Source organism: Rhizobium sp. UBA1881, assembly GCF_002338015.1.
GTDB lineage: Bacteria > Pseudomonadota > Alphaproteobacteria > Rhizobiales > Rhizobiaceae > Rhizobium.
The window spans coordinates 73,148-91,792 of the sequence record NZ_DDHH01000190.1 but is presented as its reverse complement, the minus strand read 5'-3'; the positions used below and the strand labels follow the sequence as shown (position 1 = coordinate 91,792).

Genomic DNA, 18,645 nt, shown 5'->3' with positions numbered 1-18,645 from the left:
GGCTGGCATGACCATGGGGGCAGATGTGGCTTTCGGGTCGCGTTTGTGCGCAGCAGTTCTGTAGGGGTGGATATATGTCTCAGCCGCGAAACGGCACACCGGGCGATGTCGAAGAAATCCATTGGCCGTCTCTGGTAGCCGCCGTTTCATCGATCTCAGCGGTCGGTATCGCGATCGGACTGGGGTTGCCGCTTCTGAGCATCATCCTTGAGAAGCGCGGCATCCCCTCGACCCTGATCGGTCTCAATACGGCGATGGCTGGTGTCGCGGCTATGGTGGCCGCGCCGATCACGACGAAGCTCGCCCATGCCTATGGCGTGGCGCAGACGATGCTTTGGGCAGTGGTGGTGTCGGCAATCAGCGCCGTCAGTTTTTACTATGCGCAGGACTTCTGGATGTGGTTCCCGCTGCGCTTCGCCTTCCATGGCGCCACGACCACGCTGTTCATTCTCTCCGAGTTCTGGATCAACGCCGCCTCGCCGCCATCGAAACGCGGCTTCGTGCTTGGCATCTATGCGACCGTGCTCTCGCTAGGCTTCGCGGCGGGCCCCCTGCTCTTCTCCGTTCTCGGCAGCGACGGCATCCTGCCCTTTGCCGTCGGCGCCTGCGCCATTTTGATGGCGGCCATTCCGATCTTTGTCGCACGCCATGAAAGCCCGGTGCTCGAAGAGAAGCCGGAGCTGCATTTCATGCGCTATGTCTTCCTGGTGCCGAGCGCTACGGCCGCCGTCTTCATTTTCGGCGCGGTGGAAGCCGGCGGACTGGCGCTGTTTCCGATCTACGCGGTGCGCGCTGCCTTCACCGAGACTCAAGCGGCGCTTCTGCTGACGGTCATGGGGATCGGCAACATGATCTTCCAGATCCCGGTGGGGATGCTTTCCGACAAGATGAAGGACAAGCGCCCGCTCTTGGCCGGCATGGCCTTCATGGGCCTGATCGGCTCTCTGATGCTGCCCGTGCTCTCGCACAGCTGGGTGCTGATGGCCGGCGTCCTGCTCTTCTGGGGTGGCTGCGTGGCCGGCCTCTATACGGTCGGGTTGAGCCATCTCGGCTCGCGCCTCACCGGTTCCGACCTTGCCGCCGCCAATGCCGCCTTCGTCTTCTGTTATGCCGTCGGTACCGTTGCAGGCCCGCAAGTCATCGGCGCGGCCATCGATGTGGCCGGAAACAACGGCTTTGCCTGGGCGATTGCCGGCTTCTTCGGCGTTTATGCAGTGCTTTCGGCGGGCAGACTGCTTTTCATTCGAAAGCGGGGTTGACTTTTCAAGCTAGATTCGTAGTTTCGCGCCAGAATTAGCCGAGGCGCCTAGACGGATTCCAACGGCTTTCATTTCATTAAAGGCAGGACGACCATGGCCAAGGCTACAACAATCAAGATCAAGCTGCTGTCGACAGCCGACACAGGTTCTTTCTACGTCACGACGAAGAACAGCCGTACGATGACGGACAAGATGACGAAGACCAAGTACGACCCGATTGCTCGCAAGCACGTCGAGTTCAAGGAAACCAAGATCAAGTAATTTCTTGATCCTGTAGACCGCTTAGAAGCGCGCGCCACCAGGCTGCGCGCTTTTTTGTTGCTTGCGATACGGTCGCAGCCAGTTCGACTAAAGAGCACAAATGAAAACGCCGCCCTGCCCGTTTCAACGGATAGGACGGCGTTTTGCGAAAGGGGGTCGGTCAACAGGCAACGCGGCACGAGGAACCGCAGATGTTGCTTGCCGACCGACCGACCCCACGACCCAGGAGATGCGGCGGACCTGAGCATCATGGGGTATCAGCGCACCCCGCATAGGGAGTGCTTTATTTCTATGTATTGATCATTCGCGCGAAAACGAAAGAAAATCAACAAATTCTTAATGATGAGATTTATTAGCTTGATTTTATGGTTAAAAGTCCCGATTTGGGACGCCGTTTCGCGTAATTTTCTGCAACCTCGCGCTAGAATAAGATCCGGCACCAAGAATAGACGGACAATATAAGCGAGTAGTCTCCACGCTTGCAGACCGACGAAACAGCCTGAAAACCATCGAAATCCGCCAATCAGATTAAGCAAAGTGACGGCGCCTCACATTTTCTTCTGAGGCCGACAGCGTCTCTGCTGGCTCAAATCGGCTGTCGCGGGCAGCGCCGAGGTCAAAAGCCGACACTACTACTTGCGGCTAATCCGCGCACAGGGGCCGGACTGGCCCCGTTCAACTTTCTGTGGATGATCAATGCGCTGCGGGTCTTGGGCGCTAAACGGCCGATGCCAATATCAGGCCGCGGCGACGACTCGGTTGCGACCGCCGTTCTTCGCTTCATAAAGCGCAACGTCGGCCTGCTTCAGCAGATGACCGGGCGTGATGACCTGCGGCGTGCGCGAGGCGATGCCGAAGGATGCCGTCACCTGCAGCTCCTGGCCCGTGCCCTTCACCACGAAGGGTACGCTCTCGATGACACCGCGCAGGCGTTCGGCAACGGAGGCTGCGATCTCCGGCGAGGTATCGGGCATGACGACGACGAACTCCTCGCCGCCATAGCGGCAGGCGAGATCGGCACCCCGGACCGTGGAGCGGACGCGGTTGGCGAACTCTCGCAGAATATCGTCGCCGGCATCGTGACCGTGGGTGTCGTTGATCTGCTTGAAGCGGTCGATATCGGCGATCAGCACCGACAGCGGGCGACCGCGCGCCATCGAGCGATTGAAGAGCGTGCTGATGTGATTGTCGAGATAGCGCCGATTGCTCAGGCCCGTCAGTGGATCGGTGACCGCAAGCTCGATCGTCTGCTGCACATTGGCGCGCAGGCGGTCATTGTAGTTCTTGCGACGGATCTGCGTCAGGCTGCGTGCCACCAGCTCGTTCGGATCGACGGGGCGGACGATGTAGTCGTTGACGCCGAGATCGAGCGCGCGAACCACCATCTCGTCATCACCCTGCTCGGTGATGATCAGGATCGGCAGGAAACGGGTGCGCTCCAGCGAGCGGAGCTGCGAGCAAAGCCTGAGCGGGTCGTAGTCGTCGATATTGGAATTGACGATCACGAGGTCGAACGGATTTTCGGATGCTTCGAAGATGGCGGCCTGGGCATCCGAAATGGCAAATACGTTGCCGATCGGCTTCAGCGCCTTGATGATCCGCTCCTGCGAATTGGCGCGACCATCGACCAGCATGATCTGGCCGCCCTCGTCGCCGCGCTGATCGGCGCGCAGCAATTCGTCGATGCCCATCGTGTGCGCCGTCTGGGCGCGGATGCGCAGTTCGTCGCTCAGCGTCTTCAGGCGCAGCAGGCTCTTGACGCGGGCGATCAGCTGCAGATCGTTGACCGGCTTGGTCAGGAAGTCGTCGGCGCCGGCCTTCAGGCCGCGCACGCGGTCGGCCGGCTGATCGAGCGCGGTGACCATGACGACGGGAATATGGGATGTCTTCGGGTTGGACTTCAGCCGTTCGCAGACTTCGAAGCCGTCCATGCCCGGCATCATGATATCGAGCAGGATGAGATCGACCTGGTTGCGGTCGCAGATCGCCAGAGCCTGATAACCGTCGGACGCGGTCAGCACGTCGAAATACTCGGCGATCAGCCGCGCTTCGAGCAGCTTCACGTTTGCCGGGATATCATCAACGACGAGAATGCGCGCGGTCATAAGCTTCTTTCCGATCTATCAGGCGTCGCCCAGGTAGGTCTTGATCGTCTCGATGAACTTCGGAACGGAGATCGGCTTGGAGACATAAGCCTCGCAGCCGCCCTGGCGGATACGCTCCTCGTCGCCCTTCATCGCAAACGCGGTGACGGCGATGACGGGAATGACGTGGAGCTCGTCGTCCTCTTTCAGCCACTTGGTGACCTCGAGCCCGGAAACTTCTGGCAGCTGGATATCCATGAGTATCAGATCGGGGCGATGCTTGCGGGCGAGATCCAGCGCTTCCATACCGTTGCGGGTCTGGATGGTTCTGTAGCCGGACGCCTCTATGAGGTCGCGAAAGAGCTTCATGTTGAGCTCGTTATCCTCTACAATCATCACTTGTTTGGGCATCGAACGCGATCCTAAGTCCGTCATGAAAACCGTTTCGCCTGGCGAGAATGAACCCGCGAGCGCACCGGCCGCCATGAAACCGATTGCGGCACGCTATCGGTATTTGGTTGAAAAATAGGTAATTTACCGCAAGAAATGCAGAGCAACTTCAAGACTTCAAAGCAACACGCCGCCGACCCGCAAGAGACGGCCATCGCAGTTCTCGCCTGGCTCGCAAACGAACCCGATCTGTTTGGCCGATTCCTGGCGCTGACCGGCGTCGAGCCGGCGCAAGTGCGCAACGCGGTGAACGATCCAGGCTTCCTCTCGGGCATGATGGACTTCCTGATGCAGCATGAGCCGACAGCGCTGGCGTTTTGCCAGGCGAGCGGCACGCCGCCAGAGGTGCTCAATGCTGCCTGGCAGCATTTCTCGCCTGCCGGCCTCGGCTCGGGCGAGTATTGATCATGAGCGTGGTCACCGATCCCTCTCAGGTGCGCCTCGGTGATCGCCCACTGATCGTCTGCGATATCGACGAGGTGGTGCTGGAGTTTCTCTCGCCCCTCACCCGCTTCCTGCGCTCGCACGATTACGATCTCCTGCCGCGCTCGTTTCGGCTGCACGGCAATATCGTGTCGCTGCTCGATGGGGCGGAGATGGACCGGGACCAATTCGACCGCTTTCACGAGATATTCTTTGCAACCCAGGACCTGTGGCAGGAGCCGGCGGAGCGCGCCGTCGAGACGCTGCATGCGCTGGCCGCCGATGCCGACATCGTGTTTCTTACAGCGATGCCGCCGCGCCACCACGAGGTGCGCCGCAAGCTTCTCGACCGGTTCGACCTGTGCTTCGACATGATCGCTTCGGAACAGCCCAAAGGGCCGATCGTGGCTGCGCTGCACGACCGCCGGGAGCTGCCCGTCGCCTTTATCGACGATATCCAACGCAACCTCCTTTCCGTTGCCGACCATGTGCCGGAGTGTCTGCTGCTCAACATGATGGCGAATGCCGATTTCAAGCCATTCGCGCCGCCGCCCACCGGCACAATCGTGCAGGCGTCCGACTGGTCGCATGCAGCCGAGCTGATGCGCCGGCATTTTTCGACCACGACGACGCTCAGCAAAACCAGCGCATAAGCGCCGACGTCCTCTTGAGACTCTCGAACTTAGAGCGTAATGTCGCGATGTTCAACCTTTGTTCCCGTCGATGACCGCCAATCCTGCCAAGACACCCGGCTTCTGTCGCGACTGCCTTGCCGAGCAGATGGCGGAGGGGCGACGCTGTGCTGCCTGCGGCAGCCCCCGCCTCGTACGTCACGACGAGCTCTATGGCCTGACGCTCGCGCATATCGACTGCGATGCCTTCTATGCCTCGGTGGAGAAGCGCGACAATCCCGAGCTGGCCGATAAGCCCGTCATCATCGGCGGCGGAAAACGCGGCGTGGTGTCGACTGCCTGCTATGTCGCGCGGATCTACGGCGTGCGCTCGGCCATGCCGATGTTCAAGGCGCTTGAGGCCTGCCCGCAGGCGGTGGTGATCCCTCCCAACATGGAGAAATATGTCAAGGTCGGCCGCGAGGTGCGGGCGATGATGCAGGAGCTGACGCCCTTGGTGCAGCCGCTGTCGATCGACGAGGCATTTCTGGAACTTGGCGGCACGGAGCGGCTGCACAACGACCCGCCGGCGCGCACGCTGGCGAAGTTCGCCCGCCGCGTCGAGAAGGAGATCGGCATTACCGTCTCGATCGGTCTCTCCTACTGCAAGTTCCTGGCCAAGGTTGCCTCCGACCTGCAGAAGCCGCGCGGATTTTCGGTGATCGGCCGCGAAGAGGCGGTTTCGTTTCTGGCGCCGCGTCCGGTGACGACGATCTGGGGCGTGGGCAAAGCATTCGCCGCGATGCTGGAGGCCGACGGCATCCGCACAATCGGCCAGTTGCAGACCATGGACGAGACCGACCTGATGCGCCGCTACGGCACCATGGGGCAACGGCTGTCGCGTCTGTCGCGCGGGATCGATGACCGCGACGTGCATCTCAACGATCCCGCCAAAAGCGTTTCGGCCGAAACGACCTTCTTCGACGACATTTCGCGATATGAGGATCTCGTTCCGGTGCTGCGCAATCTCTCCGAGAAAGTCGCCTGGCGCCTGAAGAAGGGCGATATCGCCGGCCACACCGTCGTCTTGAAGATGAAGACGGCGGACTTCAAGTCGCGTACGCGCAACCGCAAGCTGGAGGACCCGACGCAGCTTGCCGACCGTATCTTCCGCACCGGCATCGAACTGCTGCAGAAAGAAACCGACGGAACCAAGTTCCGACTGATCGGCATCGGCGTGACCGACCTTTGCGACCCCACGCGCGCCGATCCGCCCGACCTGATCGACGTTCAATCCGGACGCCGAGCGGCGGCCGAAGCCGCAATGGACAAGCTGCGCGACAAGTTCGGCAAGGGCACGGTCGAGACCGGCTATACGTTTGGAAGCAAGCGCAATCAATAATATGTGAGCCCTACTCGGGATCGCCCATTTCAAATATTCCTTAAGTTTCGAGCATTACGCTCCGGCACGTAGTATTGCGTATCGGTTGGGTTCAAATGTTCTCGCGTCTCGTCTTCGGGCTCGGCTTGCTGTCGGCCACCGCCCTCGTGCACCCCGCGTTCGCCACGGACGCGCGGGCGCTGCAAATCTTCGTTTCCAAGAGCAAGCAATCGCTGGCCGTCTATGACGGCACCGAGGTCATCGCGACGTCGAAGATATCGAGCGGCAAGTCCGGCCACACCACACCAAGCGGCATCTTCTCGGTTATCGAGAAGCAGACCTACCACGAATCCAACATCTATTCGGGCGCGCCGATGCCGTTCATGCAGCGGCTGACGTGGTCGGGCATCGCGCTCCACCAGTCGAACTCCGTGCCGCGCTATCCCGCCTCGCACGGCTGCGTGCGCATGCCTGATGCATTCGCAAAGCAGCTCTACAAGATGACCGAGATGGGCGTGCCCGTGATCATCACCGACGCGCAGCTTGCGCCGGAGCCGGTCGACCATCCGATGTTGTTCAGCCCGCACGCGCCGCCTCCGGCACCGCTGCTATCCGATGTCGAGCTACGGCCGGCGATCGGCTCACTGCCGGTGCAGGTGGCGATGAACGAGGTTGCGATGCCGCGGCTGCAGGTGCAGCCGATCGTGGCGCCCGTCAACGACCAGCCGGTGAAGATCCTGATCACCCGCCGGGCGCAACGCGAGACGATCATCGACCTGCAGACCTATCTCGCCGAGCTTGGATTTGCCGTCGGTAACGCCGACGGCTATCTCGGGCCGGCGACGGTTCAGGCGATCGGCGAATTCAAGAAGCAGCATCCGATGAGCCCCGAGGCCGCCAAGTCACTGATCAGTGACGACCTGCGTCGCGCGGTCTACAGCGCCGCCGGCAAGGGCGAGCCGCCGAATGGCGTGATCATGGTGCGGCAGGGATTCCAGCAGGTATTCGAGGCGCCGGTGACGATCGCCCAACCGGAACTGGCGCTCGGGACGCATTTCTTCAGCGCGCACGAGGTGAATTTCGAAGACGGCACCACCGAGTGGCTCGGCGTGACGCTGCCCAATACCTTGACCAGCCAGACGATGAAGCGGCTGGGCATCAGCACGATGGAAAGTTCGATCATATCAGGCACCCCGATCCTGAACGCGCTCGGCCGGATCACCATTCCCGATGATACGAGACAGCGGATCGACGCGATGCTGACGCCGGGATCGACGCTGACGATCTCCGACACCGGCGTCGGCCCGGAGACCGGTCAGGGCACCGACTTCATCACGCTGACGCGCGGCTAGACGAGTTCCACATCGATCACGCCGGGTGCCGAGCGCATGGCGGCGGCGATTTCGGGCGTGATCCGGTATTTCTGCGCCAGTTCCACCTCGATCTCGCGCTTGCCATCCTCCTTGATGACGATGAAGGAGACGAGGCCATCGCCTCTGGCGTTCAGATGGGCGGCAACGGCGCGCAGCGGGCCGGAATCACGGACATAGACGCGCAGCGCCTTCTGCATCTGCAGCGACTTTTCCTCCAGCGACTGGATCGTCTGGATGCGGAGGCCAATGCCCTCGGGCCGTTCTTCGCCGGTCGCGGTGATGACGAAGGATTTTCCCGATTCCAGCATGTCGCGATACTGGTTCAGCATCTCCGAGAAGAGCACCGCTTCGAACTGGCCTGATGAATCCGAGAAGACGATGATGCCCATCTTGTTGCCGGTGCGCGTCTTGCGCTCCTGCTTGGAAATGACGGTGCCGGCAAGGCGCGCATTGCTGGCGCCCTGCTTCACGGCGGCAGCGAAATCACCGAAGGTCTGGACGCGCATCTTTTCCAGCACGCTGCTGTAGCTATCGAGTGGATGGGCCGTCAGGTAGAAACCGAGGACCTGGAATTCCTTGAGCAGGCGCTCCGAGGGCAGCCAGGGGGAGAAAGGCGGCATCGAAATCTTTTCCGGGCCGGATGACAGCACCCCGCCGAAGATATCCGACTGGCCGCTCAGCTTGTTTTCCTGGGCGCGCTGGGCATAGCCCATGATGCGATCAATGCCGCCCGAAAGCTGGGCGCGATCGAGCTCGAAGCAATCGAAGGCGCCGGCGAAGATCAGGCTTTCCAGCACGCGCCGATTCACCTGCTTCGGATCGATGCGCAGGCAGAAGTCCTCAAGGCTGGCGAACGGCGTGTCGCCGCGCACTTCGACGATATGATCGACGGCCGATTCGCCGACACCCTTCAGGGCCGCCAGCGCGTAATAGATGCGGTTGTCGCCGGTCTGGAAATGGCGGAACGAGGTCTGCACGGAGGGCGCGATCACCTCGATACCGAGGCGCTTGGCATCCTGGCGGAAGTCGTTGACCTTTTCGGTGTTCGACATATCGAGCGTCATCGAGGCGGCGAGGAACTCGACCGGATAATGCGCCTTCATGTAGGCGGTCTGGTAGGAGACGATGGCGTAGGCTGCGGCGTGCGACTTATTGAAGCCGTAGTTGGCGAACTTTGCCAGAAGCTCGAAGATGTTATCGGCCTGCGGCTTCGACACGCCGTTCTTGACGGCGCCGACGACGAAGCGCTCGCGCTGCTGGTCCATCTCCGCCTTGATCTTCTTACCCATGGCGCGGCGCAGAAGATCGGCCTCGCCGAGCGAATAGCCCGACAGCACCTGGGCGATCTGCATGACCTGCTCCTGGTAGACGATAACGCCCTGCGTCTCCTTCAGCAGGTAATCGATGGTCGGGTGGATCGATTCGAGCTCTTCCTCGCCATGCTTGCGGGCATTGTAGGTCGGGATGTTCTCCATCGGACCCGGACGATACAGCGCCACGAGCGCGATGATGTCCTCGATACAGTCGGGACGCATGCCGATCAGCGCCTTGCGCATGCCAGCACTTTCCACCTGGAACACGCCGACCGTTTCGCCGCGCGAGAGCATCTCGTAGGTCAGCTTGTCATCCAGCGGGATCGCCGCGAGATCGACCTTGATGCCGCGCTTGGCGACGAAATCGACAGCTACCTTCAGCGTCGTCAGTGTCTTCAGGCCGAGGAAGTCGAACTTGACCAGACCGGCCTGCTCGACCCACTTCATGTTGAACTGGGTGACCGGCATGTCGGAGCGCGGATCTCGATACATCGGCACCAGCTTCGACAGCGGGCGGTCGCCGATGACGATACCTGCGGCGTGAGTCGATGCGTGGCGGTAGAGACCTTCGATCTTCTGCGCGATGTCGAGGAGGCGGGCGACGACGGGCTCCTTGTCAGCCTCTTCCTGCAGCTTCGGCTCTTCCTCGATCGCCTTCGACAGCGGCGTCGGGTTGGCCGGGTTGTTGGGCACCAGCTTGCAGATCTTGTCGACCTGCCCGTAGGGCATTTCCAGCACGCGGCCGACGTCGCGAAGGGCGGCGCGCGCCTGCAGCGAACCGAAGGTGATGATCTGCGCCACCTGCTCGCGGCCATACTTCTTCTGCACATAGCGGATCACCTCTTCGCGGCGATCCTGGCAGAAGTCGATATCGAAGTCGGGCATCGAGACGCGTTCCGGATTGAGGAAGCGTTCGAAGAGCAGCGAGAAGCGCAGCGGATCGACGTCCGTGATCGTCAGCGCGTAAGCAACCAGCGAGCCCGCGCCGGAGCCGCGGCCGGGGCCGACGGGAATATCCTGCAGCTTGGCCCACTTGATGAAGTCGGCAACGATCAGGAAGTAGCCGGGGAATTTCATGCGCTCGATAACGCTGAGCTCGAATTCCAGGCGGTCGCGGTAATCCTTCTCCTCATAGCCCGCAGACATGCCGAGCGTCTGAAGGCGCATGTCGAGACCTTCGACCGCCTGGCGGCGAAGCTCCAGCGATTCGGCGCGCTCCGCCTCTTCCGGATCCGCGGTGGCGCCGGTGAAGCGCGGCAAGATCGGTTTGCGGGTCTTCAAGACGAAGGAGCAGCGGCGGGCGATCTCCACCGTATTTTCAAGCGCTTCAGGCAGATCGGCGAAAAGCTTCACCATCTCGGCGCGACTCTTCAGATAGTGATCTGGCGTCAGGCGAAAACGCGTGTCGTCGGAGACAATGGCGTTGTGCGCCACAGCCATCAGCGCATCGTGCGCGTCGTAATCGTCGCGGGTCGGGAAGAAGGCCTCGTTGGTCGCGACCAGCGGGATCTCGTGCTCATAGGCAAGGCCGATCACCCGCTGCTCGTGGCGCTTGTCATAGGTGCCCTGGCGCTGAAGCTCCATGTAGAGCCGATCGCCGAACTTGTCCTTCAGAGACAGCAAGCGCGCGGTCGCCGGCGCGATGTGCCCCTCTTTCAGCGGCATGTCGATCGGGCCGGTCGATGCGCCGGTCAGCGCGATCAGCCCCTCGGTGCCGAGTTCGTCCAGCCACGACGCCTTGATGTGGACCGCCTGCCCGCCTCCCTCGCCGCCGAGATAGGCGCGGCTGACGAGATCCACCAGCCGTTCATAGCCGGCATCGGTGGCCGACAGAAGCACGATCGACGGCAGTTTCGCCAGCTGCTGCTGGCCGCCGCGGCGCTCGGTCTCAAGCCCGTCTTCCATATCGATGGAAACCTGGCAGCCGATAATCGGCTGCAGGCCCTCGTCCATCGATTTCTGCGCGAATTCCAGTGCGACGAATAGATTGTTGGTATCGGTGATGGCGATCGCCGGCTGGCTATCGCCCGATGCCTTGTAGAGAATTTTCTTGAGCGGCAACGCCCCCTCAAGCAGCGAGAAGGCGGAGTGCACACGCAGGTGAACGAAGCCCGGCGTACCGCCGATGAAGTCGCTCGCGCCGTTTTCAGTGCCCGCCATGATATGCCTTTCCGCGCATCCGTATGAATCGGATGCATTGTCGGATTTGGGGACGTCGATGTCCAGAGAGGCGGGTACCATCGGACCGCATGACAGCCATGCGGTCCCCGTTATTCTTACATTGCCATGCAGATCAAAGAGAAGCTGGCAATGAACATTGCGATGGAGGTGAATGCTGCGATATCGCGGATCATGTCAGTCATTTGGCTCTCCTGTGCTCTTATGTTTTTATTTTGTTCCGCTCTTGTTCCGTTGTCAACAGGATTGTTTTCTGTTTGGTTAACGGCAAACAGGAGACGAGCATGCGTCGATTCATCTTTGTGGCAGTCCTGCTTTCAGCCAACGCGGCCTTCGGCGCGGATCCTGATCCGGCGCGCATCGTCGATGTCGCGGTCGGCGACTGGAACGGCGATGGCAAGCCGGACCTGGCGTTGCTCGCCGAGGCTCCCAACGATGCCGCCGACGACCAACTCGGCGTCTACATCTATCTGCGGGATGACCACGACCTGTTGCGGCTTACGACCAGCGCACCCGGCAAGATCTGGGGAACCACGGTGGCTGAGGGGATTTACGGCCAGGAGCCGTCGATCAAGGCGGCGGGCAAGAGCTCGATCGCCATCTATTCGCAGAACAGCGCCATCGGTCGAGACCGTTGGGAGCAGACGCTGACGCTCGCCTATCGCAACAACCAATTCGTCGTCGCCGGCTACACCTACAGCCATTACGACACGCTAAATCCGGATGGCGGCGGTTCATGCGATTACAATGCGCTCACCGGCAAGCTGCAGCGAGACGGCAAGGATGCGAAGGCCGAGGCACGCACGATCACGATTGCCGACTGGAAGGACGAAACCGGGCAGTCGATCTGCGGCGGCTAGATTGGTCCTGACCCGACAGTGAAATCTCAGAAATCCACGACCTTGCCGTCGGCGATGGTGACGCGGCGGTCCATGCGGGCCGCGAGCTCGTGGTTGTGGGTGGCGATCAGGGCCGCGAGGCCGGACTGGCGCACCAAGGCCTCCAGGGCTTCGAAGACGTAGCTGGCGGTCTCGGGGTCGAGATTGCCTGTTGGTTCGTCGGCGAGCAGAAGGCTAGGCGCGTTGGCGACGGCGCGGGCGATCGCCACGCGCTGCTGTTCACCACCAGACAATTCGCCGGGACGATGGGCGCCACGGTGGCCGATACGCATGTAGTCGAGCAGCTGCCCTGCCCGCACCTTGGCTTCGTTGCGCGGCAGACCGGCGATCATCTGCGGCATCATGATGTTTTCAAGCGCCGAGAATTCGGGAAGCAGGTGGTGGAACTGGTAGACGAAGCCGATCTCGCTGCGGCGGATCGCCGTGCGCTTGTCGTCGGAGAGGCCATTGCAGGCATTGCCGCTGATGGTGACTTCGCCGCCATCGGGATGCTCGAGCAGGCCCGCCAGATGCAGCAGGGTCGACTTGCCAGTGCCTGATGGAGCCACAAGCGCGACGATCTCGCCGCTGTTGATGGTCAGGTCGGCCTTCTTCAGGATCGAAAGCTGGGTCTCTCCCTGGCCATAGTGACGCTCGACGCCGGAAAGCTTGAGAACGGTATTCCGCTTCATGTAATCAGCATTCCTTATTCGTAGCGCAGGGCCTGCACGGGATCGAGCTTGGAAGCGCGCCATGCGGGGAAGATTGTCGCGAAGAAAGACAGCGTCAGCGCCATGACGACGACGGAGACCGTTTCGCCGACCTCCATCTTGGCCGGCAGCTGGCTGAGGAAGTAGAGCTGCGGGTCAAACAGCACCGTGCCCGACAGCCAGGAGAAGAACGCGCGGATCTTCTCGATGTTGATGCAGACGATAACGCCGAGCAGCACGCCGGCAAAAGTGCCGACCAGGCCGATCGCGGCACCCGTCATGAAGAAGATCCGCATGATGGCGCCGGAGCTCGCGCCCATGGTTCTGAGGATCGCGATATCGCTGCCCTTGTCCTTCACCAGCATGATGAGACCGGAGATGATGTTCAGGGCGGCGACGAGAACGATCAGCGTCAGGATCATGAACATGACGTTGCGCTCGACCTGCAGCGCCGAGAAGAAGGTCTGGTTGCGCTGGCGCCAGTCGGTGATCGCGATCTGGCGGCCGGCTGCCTGCTCCACCTTGGGGCGGAGCTCATCGATATTGTCGGGATTGTCGACATAGAGCTCGATCGATTGCACCAGTCCTTCGGCGTTGAAATAGAGCTGCGCTTCCTCAAGCGGCATGTAGATGATCGTCGCATCATATTCCGACATGCCGATCTCGAAGATGCCCGAGACCTTGTAGGATTTGACGCGCGGATTGATGCCCATCGGCGTCACGTCACCTTCCGGTGATATCAGCGTAATTGTGTCACCCGCCTGCAGTCCCAGTTGGTCGGCCATGCGCGAGCCGATGAGAACGCCCTGGCCGGCAGCAAAGCCAACGAGGTCGCCGGACTTGATGTTGTCGGAGACGGTTTTCACCTTGCTCAGGTCTTCGGCGCGAATGCCGCGAACCAGCGCGCCGGTGCCAGCGCCGCCGGCACCCGAGGCCAGCGTCTGGCCTTCGACAAGCGGCAGCGCCACCTTGATGCCGGGGACGGCGCCCAGGCGATCAGTCAGCGCCGGATAATCCGTGAACGGACCATCGACCGGCTGCACGATCATGTGGCCGTTGATGCCGAGGATGCGCGAGATCAGCTCGGTTCGGAAACCGTTCATCACCGCCATGACGATGATCAGCGTCGCGACGCCGAGCATGATGCCGATGAAGGAGAAGCCCGCGATCACCGAGATGAAGGCTTCCTTGCGGCGTGCGCGCAGATAGCGCCACGCCACAAGTCGCTCGAAAGCGGAAAATGGCCTGCTGGCCGCAGCCGAGCCGGATTTGGATCCCTGCTGGCTCACCGCTGCGTCTGCCATTTCGCCTCCCGCCTTCTTCTTAGCCCAAGAGCTTATTGATTGCCGCGTCGATGGTCATCGTTTCGCGGGCACCGGTCTTGCGGTCCTTGACTTCCACTTCGCCGTTCGCGACCGCGCGCGGGCCGGCGATGATCTGTACGGGCACACCGATCAGGTCCGCGGTTGCGAACTTGGTGCCGGCGCGATCGTCGGTATCGTCATAAAGAACATCGACGCCGGCCTTGGAGAGCTCCGCGTAGATCTTCTCGCAGGCTGCGTCGCAAGCGGCGTCGCCGGCCTTCATGTTGATCACGACGACATCGAAAGGCGCAACCGAGGCCGGCCAGATGATTCCGTTCTCATCATGCGATGCTTCGATGATGGCGGGAACAAGGCGTGTCGGGCCGATACCGTAAGAACCCATGTGGACGGCGTGTTCCTTACCATCAGGTCCCTGCACCTTCGCGCCCATCGGCTCGGAATATTTCGTGCCGAAGTAGAAGATATGGCCGACTTCAATTCCGCGTGCGGACAGGCGATCGCTCTCGGGGATGGCGTCGAAAGCGGCTTCGTCGTGCATCTCTGAGGTGGCGGCGTAGACCGAGGTCCACTTCTTGAAGATCGCATCCAGACCGGCGACATCGTCGAAGTTGGTGTCGACCGAGGGGATATCGAAATTCACGAAATCCTTGTGGCTGTAGACTTCCGATTCACCGGTGTCGGCAAGGATGATGAACTCGTGGCTGAGATCGCCGCCGATCGGGCCGGTGTCGGCGCGCATGGGGATGGCGCGCAGGCCGAGACGATCGAAGGTGCGCAGATAGGCCGCGAACATCTTCTTGTAGGAATGCTCGGCGCCTTCGCGGGTCATGTCGAAGGAATAGGCATCCTTCATCATGAATTCGCGCGAGCGCATGGTGCCGAAGCGCGGACGGATCTCGTCGCGGAACTTCAGCTGGATGTGATAGAGGTTCAGCGGCAAGTCCTTGTAAGACTTGACCGAAGACCGGAAAATATCGGTGACCATCTCTTCGTTGGTCGGGCCGTACAGCATCGGACGGTCCTGGCGGTCCTTGATGCGCAGCATCTCCTTGCCGTAGGCGTCGTAGCGGCCGCTTTCCTGCCAGAGCTCGGCCGACTGCAGGGTCGGCATCGACAGCTCGATGGCGCCGGAGCGGTTCTGCTCCTCGCGGATGATGTTGTTGACCTTGTCGAGCACGCGCTTGCCCAGCGGCAGCCAGGAGTAGATCCCCTGCGACTGCTGCCGGATCATGCCGGCGCGCAGCATCAACCGGTGGGAGACGATTTCAGCCTCCTTGGGGTTTTCCTTGAGGATGGGCATGAAGTAGCGAGACAAACGCATGGCGAATTCCAGAGCTGTTGAGACGCCGCCAGATAGCGGAATCGAAGGCAATCACAATGTTGGCAGCGTTCATAACCGCTTCGCGGCAGGAAGGAAACCCGCGAGGGATTTCCACAGGCTTCTCTTAGAGCAAGTTGGAGCCCGCAAACCTAAGAAACCAAGAAAGCGGCGAAATTATAATGACTTGCGCGAAACTCTTATTAACAGAAAAAATTTACTCGAGTGTAGCAAAAATGCAAAAAAATCTGATGACAAAGCACAATCTTTGAGCTAGCTTTAGCCCACAAAACAGGCAGGGAGTTCAAATCCCTACCATTTTCGCGGTCAAGTCTTGGGAGGATCAGATCTTAGGCGCGCTTGTCGCAGCCCCGGTAACGGTTAAGGATCACGCGATACTTAAAACAAGGCTTTTAGCCTTGTTTTTTTTTGGCTTTTCGACACCACGCTCCTAGCTCGAAACGCCCATCTTCCGCAACGTAAGCTGCCCATTCCGTTACGGCACCTCCATGCCGGAACTTGATGACACGCGTATGACGCTCACTCTCTCGCATCTGCTCAATTGGTGAGCAAACGCCCTTAAACGTTCGAGAATGACGGGCCGATCTGCGGAAGGGCGTCGAAGCCCCAGCCGAAATAGGTCGAGCAGACATACCAGAGGGTGTAGATGACCGCGGAGACCAGCGTCGTCAGCGAGAAGGTGAAGAGCGGCCGAAAACGCGTTGGTGCGCTGTGCACGGTGCCGAGCACGATATCGTCGTCCTCCGCCTGCGTCCGCAAGCCGATCGGCAAGACGGCAAAGAGCGTCATCCACCAGACGATGAAGTAGACGGCAAAGCCCTGTAGAAATGTCTGCAGCATAAGATCTCCCACCCAAGCGGCCGCATCGGGCCACCGCCCTTATAAGGCGGAACAGCGACGATACAAAGCGGTGTTGAGAGGCTTGTGCGGTCTTGGCGGCGTTTGGGTCACTCTGCCGCAGTGGTTAGACCTGCTCGAGCTCGATCAAGGTGCCTAAGAAATCCTTGGGGTGCAGGAAGAGCACGGGCTTGCCGTGGGCGCCGATCTTCGGTTCGCCATTGCCAAGCACCCTCGCCCCGGCGGCCAGCATCTGGTCGCGGGCCGCGATGATATCGCTCACCTCGTAGCAGATGTGATGCATGCCACCAGACGGGTTCTTCTCCAGGAAGGCCGTTATCGGGGATTGCGGGCCGAGCGGCTCGAGCAGTTCGACTTTGGTATTCGGCAGTTCGACGAAGACGACGGTGACGCCGTGCTCCGGCAATGCCTCGGCCGCCGATACCGTGGCGCCCAGCGTGTCTCGATAGGCGGCCGTGGCGGCTGCGAGATCGGGAACGGCTATGGCGACATGGTTGACGCGGCCGAGCATCGGATCAGACCTTGGTGACGAACACGGTGACCAGCGGCTTCTTGCCCCAGATCTGGTTCGCCGTCGAGCGAACCGCGCGGCGCATCGATTCCTGCAACAGGTCCAGATCCTTGCGGCGTGCGCGCGGAATGCTCTCGAATGCGCTCAGAGCGGCGTCATAGAGCGTATCCTCGAACTCATCGCCCTCATCGTCATAGACAGGCAGGCCGATCGCCACCATGTCGGGTTCGCCGATTATATCGAAGCGGGCGTCGATCACGACGTTCAGCGCGACATGGCCGACATAAGAGAGCTTCTTGCGGTCGCCGATGCCCATTTCGTCGAAATCGCCGATCAGCGTGCCGTCCTTGAAGATGCGGCCATGCGGCGCTTCGTCGATCACTTCCACGGTACCTGGCGCCAGGCGGAGGACATCGCCGTTGCGCACGCGCGGAACGGTGGAGATGCCGGATTGCTCCGCGAGCTCCTTGTGGGCGGTCAGATGCGTGGCTTCGCCGTGCACGGGAACGACGACGGTCGGCCGCGTCAGTTCGTACATCTTCTGCAGCTCGTTGCGGCGCGGGTGGCCGGAGACGTGAACGAGCGCTTCGCTATCGGTGATGATGTGAACGCCCTGCTCGACGAGGCCGTTCTTGATGTCCTGAATGGCCTTCTCGTTGCCCGGGATGGCGCGCGAGGAAAAGACGACCGTGTCGCCTGCCGCCAGCGCCACGTTGCGCATCTCGTCACGCGAGAGCTTGGCAAGGGCTGCGCGCGGCTCGCCCTGGCTTCCGGTCAGGATGACGACGACGTTTTCGCGCGGAATATATCCGTATTCCTCTTCGGCGATGAACGGCTTGATGCCGTCGAGCAGGCCGAGATCGCGGGAGACGTTGACGACGCGCTTCAGCGAGCTGCCAAGCAGCAGGACTTCGCGTCCGGCGGCTTCGGCGGCTTCAGCCACGGTGCGAATACGACCGACGTTCGAGGAGAAGGTGGTGATCGCGACGCGACCTTCGGCGTTCTCGATGATCTTGCGCAGGCTTTCGGACACGTCCTTCTCGGAGGGCGATACGCCGTCGCGGAGCGCATTGGTCGAATCGCACATCAGGGCGAGCACGCCTTCATCGCCGAGCTGGCGGAAACGGGCTTCATCGGTCAGCGGGCCGAGCGACGGTTCGTGGTCGATCTTCCAGTCACCTGTGTGGATGACGTTGCCCAAGGGCGTGCGGATCATCAGCGACATCGGCTCGGGGATCGAGTGGTTGACGGCCACGCCTTCAACGCTGAAGGGGCCGACATTGACCACGGTGCCCGCGGTGAACGGCGTGATCGGGATTTCGACCATCGTCGACTTTTCGTAGTTGCGCTTGGCTTCCAGGAGCCCGGCCGTGAAGCCTGACGCGTAGACAGGAACATTGAGGCCCGGCCACAGATCGGCCAGCGCGCCATAGTGATCCTCATGCGCGTGGGTGATGAAGATCGCCTTCAGGTTCTTGCGTTCCTTGGCGAGGAAGCGGATATCGGGCAGAACCAGATCAACACCCGGCAGATCGGGACCTGGGAAGGTCACACCGCAGTCGACCATGATCCACTGGCGATGCGCGGACGGCCCATAGCCGTAAAGGGCGAGATTCATACCGATCTCGCCAACGCCGCCCAAAGGCAGAAATACCAGTTCGTCCTGCTTCGCCATACTGCTTGTTTTTCCA

16 protein-coding genes are annotated in these 18,645 nt (G+C 61.1%); 7 read left to right on the top strand and 9 right to left on the bottom strand.

Annotation, left to right across the window (positions count from 1 at the left end; all coding sequences use genetic code 11):
- Positions 1–74: 74 nt before the first annotated feature.
- Both B3605_RS23290 and rpmG read left to right on the top strand, forming a co-directional pair.
- On the top strand, positions 75–1,259 hold the full coding sequence (locus B3605_RS23290) for an MFS transporter (RefSeq protein ID WP_018900181.1): 1,185 nt from the start codon (positions 75–77) through the stop codon (positions 1,257–1,259).
- Positions 1,260–1,352: 93 nt separating this feature from the next.
- Positions 1,353–1,520, top strand: a complete 168-nt coding sequence (gene rpmG / locus B3605_RS23285) for a 50S ribosomal protein L33 (protein WP_018900182.1) — start codon at positions 1,353–1,355, stop codon at positions 1,518–1,520.
- A 737-nt stretch (positions 1,521–2,257) separates the two neighbouring features.
- Here rpmG and B3605_RS23280 read toward each other — a convergent pair.
- Entirely contained in the window at positions 2,258–3,625 is a 1,368-nt protein-coding gene (locus tag B3605_RS23280; RefSeq protein ID WP_112941532.1) for a PleD family two-component system response regulator, read from the bottom strand.
- Between the two features lie 18 nt (positions 3,626–3,643).
- A complete protein-coding gene (locus tag B3605_RS23275) occupies positions 3,644–4,015 on the bottom strand; it encodes a response regulator (RefSeq protein WP_018900184.1) in 372 nt (123 codons plus the stop codon).
- Positions 4,016–4,150: 135 nt separating this feature from the next.
- On the opposite strand from B3605_RS23275, the gene B3605_RS23270 reads away from it, so the two are divergent.
- The 4 genes from B3605_RS23270 to B3605_RS23255 all read left to right on the top strand — a co-directional run bounded on the left by B3605_RS23270 (position 4,151) and on the right by B3605_RS23255 (position 7,821).
- A complete protein-coding gene (locus tag B3605_RS23270; RefSeq protein WP_112941533.1) occupies positions 4,151–4,459 on the top strand; it encodes a DUF3572 domain-containing protein in 309 nt (102 codons plus the stop codon).
- A gap of 2 nt (positions 4,460–4,461) precedes the next feature.
- Positions 4,462–5,130: a hypothetical protein gene (locus tag B3605_RS23265; protein ID WP_112941534.1), complete on the top strand. Its 669-nt coding sequence runs from the start codon at positions 4,462–4,464 to the stop codon at positions 5,128–5,130.
- A gap of 70 nt (positions 5,131–5,200) precedes the next feature.
- Positions 5,201–6,490, top strand: a complete 1,290-nt coding sequence (locus B3605_RS23260; protein WP_112941535.1) for a DNA polymerase IV — start codon at positions 5,201–5,203, stop codon at positions 6,488–6,490.
- A gap of 95 nt (positions 6,491–6,585) precedes the next feature.
- Positions 6,586–7,821, top strand: a complete 1,236-nt coding sequence (locus B3605_RS23255; protein ID WP_112941536.1) for a L,D-transpeptidase family protein — start codon at positions 6,586–6,588, stop codon at positions 7,819–7,821.
- Here the strand turns inward: B3605_RS23255 and dnaE are convergent.
- On the bottom strand, positions 7,818–11,315 hold the full coding sequence (dnaE, locus tag B3605_RS23250; protein WP_112941537.1) for a DNA polymerase III subunit alpha: 3,498 nt from the start codon (positions 11,313–11,315) through the stop codon (positions 7,818–7,820). The two genes, B3605_RS23255 and dnaE, sit on opposite strands and share 4 nt — an antisense overlap.
- Before the next feature lie 302 nt (positions 11,316–11,617).
- Here dnaE and B3605_RS23245 point away from each other — a divergent pair, with 302 nt between their 5' ends.
- Positions 11,618–12,193 (top strand): hypothetical protein, encoded by a 576-nt coding sequence (locus B3605_RS23245; protein WP_112941538.1) that lies wholly within the window; start codon positions 11,618–11,620, stop codon positions 12,191–12,193.
- Between the two features lie 26 nt (positions 12,194–12,219).
- On the opposite strand, the gene B3605_RS23240 is transcribed toward B3605_RS23245, so the two are convergent.
- The 6 genes from B3605_RS23240 to B3605_RS23215 all read right to left on the bottom strand — a co-directional run bounded on the left by B3605_RS23240 (position 12,220) and on the right by B3605_RS23215 (position 18,629).
- Positions 12,220–12,903, bottom strand: a complete 684-nt coding sequence (locus tag B3605_RS23240) for an ABC transporter ATP-binding protein (protein ID WP_111561297.1) — start codon at positions 12,901–12,903, stop codon at positions 12,220–12,222.
- A gap of 14 nt (positions 12,904–12,917) precedes the next feature.
- Positions 12,918–14,225 carry a lipoprotein-releasing ABC transporter permease subunit gene (locus B3605_RS23235; protein ID WP_018900193.1) on the bottom strand — a complete coding sequence of 436 codons (1,308 nt, stop codon included), beginning with the start codon at positions 14,223–14,225 and terminating at the stop codon, positions 12,918–12,920.
- A gap of 19 nt (positions 14,226–14,244) precedes the next feature.
- Positions 14,245–15,567 (bottom strand): proline--tRNA ligase, encoded by a 1,323-nt coding sequence (gene proS, locus B3605_RS23230; RefSeq protein WP_018900194.1) that lies wholly within the window; start codon positions 15,565–15,567, stop codon positions 14,245–14,247.
- A gap of 576 nt (positions 15,568–16,143) precedes the next feature.
- A complete protein-coding gene (locus tag B3605_RS23225) occupies positions 16,144–16,425 on the bottom strand; it encodes a DUF1467 family protein (RefSeq protein ID WP_047509998.1) in 282 nt (93 codons plus the stop codon).
- 124 nt (positions 16,426–16,549) lie between these two features.
- The gene (mce, locus tag B3605_RS23220; protein ID WP_112941539.1) at positions 16,550–16,954 is read right to left on the bottom strand and encodes a methylmalonyl-CoA epimerase; all 405 of its coding nucleotides are present in this window, start codon (positions 16,952–16,954) and stop codon (positions 16,550–16,552) included.
- A gap of 4 nt (positions 16,955–16,958) precedes the next feature.
- On the bottom strand, positions 16,959–18,629 hold the full coding sequence (locus B3605_RS23215) for a ribonuclease J (RefSeq protein WP_018900197.1): 1,671 nt from the start codon (positions 18,627–18,629) through the stop codon (positions 16,959–16,961).
- Positions 18,630–18,645 lie beyond the last annotated feature (16 nt).

What these genes read in the sequence shown, in the direction of transcription:
- B3605_RS23290 (WP_018900181.1), top strand. Translation starts at nt 75, where the DNA reads ATGTCTCAGCCGCGAAACGGCACACCGGGCGATGTCGAAGAAATCCAT.
- rpmG (WP_018900182.1), top strand. Translation starts at nt 1,353, where the DNA reads ATGGCCAAGGCTACAACAATCAAGATCAAGCTGCTGTCGACAGCCGAC.
- B3605_RS23280 (WP_112941532.1), bottom strand. Translation starts at nt 3,625, where the DNA reads ATGACCGCGCGCATTCTCGTCGTTGATGATATCCCGGCAAACGTGAAG.
- B3605_RS23275 (WP_018900184.1), bottom strand. Translation starts at nt 4,015, where the DNA reads ATGCCCAAACAAGTGATGATTGTAGAGGATAACGAGCTCAACATGAAG.
- B3605_RS23270 (WP_112941533.1), top strand. Translation starts at nt 4,151, where the DNA reads ATGCAGAGCAACTTCAAGACTTCAAAGCAACACGCCGCCGACCCGCAA.
- B3605_RS23265 (WP_112941534.1), top strand. Translation starts at nt 4,462, where the DNA reads ATGAGCGTGGTCACCGATCCCTCTCAGGTGCGCCTCGGTGATCGCCCA.
- B3605_RS23260 (WP_112941535.1), top strand. Translation starts at nt 5,201, where the DNA reads ATGACCGCCAATCCTGCCAAGACACCCGGCTTCTGTCGCGACTGCCTT.
- B3605_RS23255 (WP_112941536.1), top strand. Translation starts at nt 6,586, where the DNA reads ATGTTCTCGCGTCTCGTCTTCGGGCTCGGCTTGCTGTCGGCCACCGCC.
- dnaE (WP_112941537.1), bottom strand. Translation starts at nt 11,315, where the DNA reads ATGGCGGGCACTGAAAACGGCGCGAGCGACTTCATCGGCGGTACGCCG.
- B3605_RS23245 (WP_112941538.1), top strand. Translation starts at nt 11,618, where the DNA reads ATGCGTCGATTCATCTTTGTGGCAGTCCTGCTTTCAGCCAACGCGGCC.
- B3605_RS23240 (WP_111561297.1), bottom strand. Translation starts at nt 12,903, where the DNA reads ATGAAGCGGAATACCGTTCTCAAGCTTTCCGGCGTCGAGCGTCACTAT.
- B3605_RS23235 (WP_018900193.1), bottom strand. Translation starts at nt 14,225, where the DNA reads ATGGCAGACGCAGCGGTGAGCCAGCAGGGATCCAAATCCGGCTCGGCT.
- proS (WP_018900194.1), bottom strand. Translation starts at nt 15,567, where the DNA reads ATGCGTTTGTCTCGCTACTTCATGCCCATCCTCAAGGAAAACCCCAAG.
- B3605_RS23225 (WP_047509998.1), bottom strand. Translation starts at nt 16,425, where the DNA reads ATGCTGCAGACATTTCTACAGGGCTTTGCCGTCTACTTCATCGTCTGG.
- mce (WP_112941539.1), bottom strand. Translation starts at nt 16,954, where the DNA reads ATGCTCGGCCGCGTCAACCATGTCGCCATAGCCGTTCCCGATCTCGCA.
- B3605_RS23215 (WP_018900197.1), bottom strand. Translation starts at nt 18,629, where the DNA reads ATGGCGAAGCAGGACGAACTGGTATTTCTGCCTTTGGGCGGCGTTGGC.